The sequence below is a fragment of the Micromonospora sp. M51 genome (assembly GCF_018070305.1).
Classification (GTDB): domain Bacteria; phylum Actinomycetota; class Actinomycetes; order Mycobacteriales; family Micromonosporaceae; genus Micromonospora; species Micromonospora parva.
This window is the reverse complement of record NZ_JAGPXZ010000407.1, coordinates 1-5,500: the sequence shown is the minus strand read 5'-3', so window position 1 is coordinate 5,500 and position 5,500 is coordinate 1. Positions and strand designations below refer to the sequence as shown.

The 5,500-nt window shown below is 73.3% G+C and carries 6 protein-coding genes; 3 read left to right on the top strand and 3 right to left on the bottom strand.

The window, feature by feature from the left end:
* On the bottom strand, window positions 1-451 hold a 451-nt coding region (locus tag KBX53_RS20685; RefSeq protein WP_247675945.1), incomplete at its 3' end, for a PA14 domain-containing protein.
* 248 nt (window positions 452-699) lie between these two features.
* On the bottom strand, window positions 700-1,566 hold the full coding sequence (locus KBX53_RS20680; RefSeq protein ID WP_210861106.1) for a copper resistance protein CopC: 867 nt from the start codon (window positions 1,564-1,566) through the stop codon (window positions 700-702).
* A 103-nt stretch (window positions 1,567-1,669) separates the two neighbouring features.
* On the opposite strand from KBX53_RS20680, the gene KBX53_RS20675 reads away from it, so the two are divergent.
* The 3 genes from KBX53_RS20675 to KBX53_RS20665 are packed head-to-tail and all read left to right on the top strand — an operon-like array spanning window position 1,670 to window position 4,296.
* Entirely contained in the window at window positions 1,670-2,146 is a 477-nt protein-coding gene (locus KBX53_RS20675) for a hypothetical protein (RefSeq protein ID WP_030335497.1), read from the top strand.
* A 5-nt stretch (window positions 2,147-2,151) separates the two neighbouring features.
* Window positions 2,152-3,492, top strand: coding sequence for a hypothetical protein (locus KBX53_RS20670; RefSeq protein WP_210861104.1), 1,341 nt, complete (start codon window positions 2,152-2,154; stop codon window positions 3,490-3,492).
* Window positions 3,493-3,528: 36 nt separating this feature from the next.
* Window positions 3,529-4,296, top strand: a complete 768-nt coding sequence (locus KBX53_RS20665) for a nucleotidyltransferase domain-containing protein (protein WP_210861102.1) — start codon at window positions 3,529-3,531, stop codon at window positions 4,294-4,296.
* Window positions 4,297-4,322: 26 nt separating this feature from the next.
* On the opposite strand, the gene KBX53_RS20660 is transcribed toward KBX53_RS20665, so the two are convergent.
* On the bottom strand, window positions 4,323-5,500 hold a 1,178-nt coding region (locus tag KBX53_RS20660), incomplete at its 5' end, for an NAD(P)/FAD-dependent oxidoreductase (protein WP_210861100.1).

Genomic DNA, 5,500 nt, shown 5'->3' with positions numbered 1-5,500 from the left:
GGTCGATGCGCAGCGGGTGCAGGCCGGCGGTGAGGGTGACGGTTCCCTCCTTGGGCGGGGTGGCGCCGTGCAGCCCGTCGTGGTTGATCACCACGGCATTGTCGATGGACAGTTTGGATCCGTCGTCGCTGCTGAGCCGGAACGTGTAGCTGCCGGCCTGGGTGGTGGTGATGTTGCCGAGCACCTGCGAGACGAAGTTGTCCTCGAAGCCGAAGTCGGCCGCCGAGGTCCAGTTGATGGTGGACATCAGCTTGTCCACGTTCGGGGTCTGGGCGGGCTTGAGGGTGCACAGCTCGGACAGCGGCACCTGCACGTCGAAGACGCGCAGTGTGACGCCCGGTTCCTGCGCGGGGGCGGCGGTGGCGGGGACGGCCCAGAGGCCGGCGGCGAGGACGAGCGCCAGCGCACCGAGGACGGGATGGTGGAGTCGGCGTAGCAGGGGTGTGCCCATCGTTCCTCCAGGAGGCAGTGGAGTGCCCGACGGCCGGCGTGGATCAGCGGTGAGGATGACCGTCGGCCCCGGCTCCGTAACGTCCTCGACGCCGACGAGTGACAGTGCGGAAACACCGGGTTGATGGGTCGAGACATTAAGGTGTTTCGATTGCACTGTCCATGGCTTCGCCTCGATACATCAAAAGTTTCCTATGTCCGTGCGAAAGTTCGAGGCGGTATGCGAAGAATACCGGTTGCTGCGGTGGTCTACCGCCGTCCGCGCCGTGCCGGACCACCCGTCCGGGCACCGGTCTTCCGAGTCGGACCCGCGGCCTTGCGGGTGCCGCCGCCGCCCCGACCCGCCGCGCCGGTCGGCCGGCGGCCCGCCGGGGAGGCGCCCCGCGCCGCAGGTCGACGGCGGGCCGCCAGCAACACCACCGCCGAGACCACCACGACGATCAGGGCCGGGACCAGCCAGGCCGGAAAGCCGCCGCCACGCTGCTCCGGGGCGGCGCCGGCCGGGGCGGCCGCCGACGCGGCGGTGGGGGCGTGCGGGCTGCCGGTGGCTCCTGGGGTGGTCGAGCCCCCACCCTCGGCCTGGGCGATCAGCGCCGGATCCGGCCCCGCCGTGGGCGGCGACCAACCGGCCGGGGCAGGCGTGCCGGGGCCCTGGTAGTCGAAGCTCACCTCGCCCCGCACCGCCTCACCGTCGGAGGCCACGGAGAGATAGCTGGCGGTGTAACGGCCCTTCGCCGGCCAGTGGGCGACGGTCACCATGGCCGGGAAGCCGGTGTGGTACAGCCGTGGCTCGAACACGCCGTTGACCATGAAGTACTCGGTGACCGGCTTGTCCAGTCGCTTCGGCTCACCGTGCGACCAGCCACTGTCCACTCGCGACCCGTCCGGCCCGGTGACGGCGAAGTGCGCGTTCGAGGCCGGCTTCTCGGTGAAGTACAACGCCAGCTGCGTCAGCGGCTCGCGTACCACGGTGCCGGTCAGCGGGGTGGAGGTCGCCAGCTGGCCGTGCGCGTACGCCGGGGCGACCGGCAGCAGCAGCGACACCGCCAGGGCCGCTGCCAGCGCCGCCACGGTACGGCTCAGAACCTTACGCACAGTGATCAGCTTCGATCGCATTCGTTCATCATGGTCATTTCCCCGGCACCGAACAAGACGTAGAGTTCTCCTCCCCGACGATCAAACCGACACCCGTCCCCCTCGCGTCGTTCGGAGTCCACCCGTGTTCGTCCGCACCCCCGCCGCCCGCACCGCCGCGACCGTCACCGCCGTCGCCCTCGCCGCCCTGCTCCTCGCCGGTTGCGGGCAGGACGACGACCCCTCGGTGGGCACCCCCTCGACGGCGCCGACGTCCGCCGGCCCGTCGGGCGCCACCCCCACCGCACCCGCCCCGACGCCCACCGGCACCCCCAGCGCCGCCGCCAGCACCCCGGCGGTGGACCGACAGATCACCGTGACGATCGCGAAGCGGCGGGTCGATCCGCCGACCGGGCGGGTCACCGTCAGTAAGGGCGAGCTGGTCCGGATCACTGTCACCTCCGACGTGTCCGACGAGTTGCACGTGCACGGCTACGACCTGGGCGCCCGGTTGCCGGCCGGCACGCCCGGCTCGGTCGAGTTCCGCGCCGACCAGACCGGACTGTTCGAGGTGGAGACGCACGACTCCGAGCTGGTGCTCTTCCAGCTCGTCGTCCGCTGAGCGGCATGACGGCCGCTCCCACGCTGCTGGCCCACGGTGTCGGTGGCCGCCAGGACCTGCCGATCACGCTGCCGCAGCTCGTCGTCGCCGCCGCGCTGACCCTCGTCGTCACGTTCGTGGCACTGGGTGTGCTGTGGCGCGAACCCCGGCTCGACCGGGACGCCACCGGCGGTCGCCCCGTGCCGCGCTGGCTCGCTCGACTCGTCGACGCGCAGGCCGTCCGGTGGGCGCTGCGCGGGCTCGGCCTGCTCGCCGCCGCCTGGTTCTGCCTCGGCCTGCTGGGCGGGCCGGACACCGCTGACAACCCGACGGCCGGCACGCTCTACGTCCTGCTCTGGGTCGGGCTGGCACCGCTGTCGCTGCTGCTCGGCCCGGTCTGGCGGGCGGTCAACCCGCTGCGCACCGTGCACCTGCTCGCCGCGCTGGCCGCGCGGCGCGACCCGCACCGTGGGCTGCGTGAACTGCCCGACGGGGTCGGATGGTGGCCCGCCGCCGCCACCCTGTTCGGGTTCGTCTGGCTGGAACTGGTCGCCCCCGACCGGGCCACCCTGCCGGTCATCACCGCCTGGCTGGCCGGGTACGCGGTGCTCCTGCTGGTCGGCGCGGTGGTGTTCGGCGCCGGCTGGTTCGACCACGCCGACCCGTTCGAGGCGTACAGCACCCTGATCGGTCAGCTCGCCCCGCTCGGCCGGGCCGCCGACGGCGTCCTGGTGTGGCGCAATCCGCTCGACGGGATCGCCGGTCTGCGTCCCCGCCCCGGGCTGGTCGCCGTGGTGATCGTGCTGCTCGGCTCGACCATGTACGACAGCCTCTCCAACGCGCCGGGCTGGTTGCGCTTCAGCCAGGAGAACGGCCTGCACCCGGCCGTCACCGGCAGCGCCGGCCTGAGCCTCGTCATCGCCGCCGTCGCGGTGGCGTACCTCGCCGCCACCGGCGCCGCGGCGCGCATCGGTCGCGCCGACCCGGCCGAGGCCCGTGCCGTGCCGGGCGAGATCGCCCACTCCATCGTGCCGATCGCGGTCGGGTACGTGGTGGCGCACTACTACTCGCTGCTGATCCTGGAGGGCCAGCGCACCGTCGCGTTGCTCTCCGACCCGCTGGGCACCGGTGCCAACTGGCTCGGCACCGCCGACTGGGAACCGCACACCGCGCTGGTCACGCCCTCCGGGGTGGCCACCCTGCAGATCACCGTCATCGTCCTCGGACACCTGCTCGGCACCCTGCTCGCCCACGACCGCGCGCTGTACCTGTTCCCCCGGGCCCGGGCGGTGGCCGGCCAACTGCCCCTGCTGGCACTCATGGTCACCTACACCGTCGCCGGTCTGCTGCTGCTCTACGCGGGGTAGTGCCGCCCGGTTCCGAGCCGTGCGCCATGATGGCCCGTGCACTCCGATCTTCAGCGCTACCTCGACGACCTGGTCAGCACCGCCCGGGACGTGCTCGGCACCGACCTGGTTGGGGCGTACGCCGCCGGCTCGGTCGGGCTCGGGGCGTACCAGCCCGGTCGCAGCGACGTGGACGTGGCGCTGCTCAGCGCCGGGCCGCTCAGCACCGACGCCAAGCAGGCGCTGGTCGCGCGGCTGCGGCACGAGGCGCTGCCCTGCCCGGCGCGCGGGCTGGAGTTGGTGGTCTACGACCGGGCGGTGGCCGCCTCCGGCACCCCCGAGCCCGGCTTCGAGGTCGAACTGAACACCGGGGCCGGCATGCCGTTCCGGCGCACCCTCGACCCCGCCGACCGCCCGGTCGCCGACGGCCGGTTCTGGTACGGCCTCGACCGCAGCATCCTGCACCAGAGCGGACTCGCGCTGCTCGGGCCGCCAGCGGGGGAGGTCTTCGCCGACCTCGCCCCGGCCGACCTGCGCCGGCTGCTCGTCGAGGCGCTGACCTGGTGGCTCGCCCTACCCACACCGCCCGCCGACCAACCCGCACCCGGCACCGAGGACGCCGTGCTCGGGGCCTGCCGATCGCTGGTGCGCCACCGCGACGGCATCTGGCTCGCCAAGACGGCGGCCGGTCAGCGGCTGATCGACGCGGGGGACCCGGCCGAGGTCATCCGGCAGGCGGTCGCCGCGCGGCACGGCGGGCCGCCGCCCACCGGGGCGCAGGCCCGCGCCTTCCAGCAACGGGTACGCGACGAGATCGCCGGGTAGCCGGTGCACGGTTGGTCGAGCGGCGCTCAGCGGACCGGGCGGGACTCCAGCGAGGCGAACAGCAGGTTGAGGCCCTCGGTCATGGTCGGGTGGGTGATGACCGCGTCCCGCAGGGCGGTCCACGGCATCGCGGCGAGCATGGCCAGCTGCACGGAGGTGATCACCTCGCCGGCCTCGGGGCCGAGCAGCGCCGCGCCGAGGATCCGGTCGGTGCCGGTGTCGATGACCGCCTTCCACATGCCCCGGGTCTGACGCAGGGTGCGGGCCCGGGGGATGGCGGCGACCGGCAGGTGGGCGACCTGGACGTCGTACCCGGCGCGGCGCGCCTCGGTCTCGGTCAGCCCGACCCGGGCCAGCTCCGGGGTGGTGAAGACGGTGTACGGGATCAGCCGGTCGGCGGTGCTGCGCCGGCCTCCCGCGAGGTTCGCCCTGATGATCCGGTAGTCGTCCAACGAGACGTGGGTGAACTGGGGGCTGCCGGCGACGTCTCCGGCCGCCCAGGTGTGCTCGGCGCTGGTGCGCAGGTGTTCGTCGACCTCCACGAAGCCCCGTTCGCTGAGCCGTACGCCGGCGACGTCCAGGCCGAGCCCGTCAGTGACCGGTTCCCGGCCGGCCGCCACCAGCACGTCGTCCCCGATCACCACGCCGCCGTCGTCCAGCGTCACCCGCAACGCGCCGTCGGGGTCCCGCTCGATGCGCGCTACCGCCACACCCACCCGTACGTCGATGCCGTCGTCGAGGAAGACGCGCATCACCGCGTCGCTCACGTCGGGATCCTCCCGGGTGAGCAGCCGTGGACCGCCCTCGACCAGCGTCACCGCGCTGCCGAACGACGCGAACATCTGCGCGAACTCCACTCCGACGGTGCCGCCGCCGAGCACCACCAGCCGGGCCGGCAGCCGATCCAGGCGCAGCAGCTCGTCGCTGGTGAGCACCCCGGCCTCGGCCATCCCGGGCACCGACGGCAGATGGGGGCGGGTCCCCGTGTTGATCACGACGTCGGTGCCGCGCAGCAGCCGCTCGCCACCGTCGGCGAGGGCCACCCGGACGGTCCGTGGGCCGACGAACCGGGCCTCGCCGATCACCAGGTGCAGGCCGGAGTCGAGGAACTGCTGCCGGTTGGCGGCGACCATCCCCTCGACCACGTCCTGCTTGTGCGCGCGCAACAGGTCCACGTCGACCCGGCCGCCGTCGACAGTGAGGC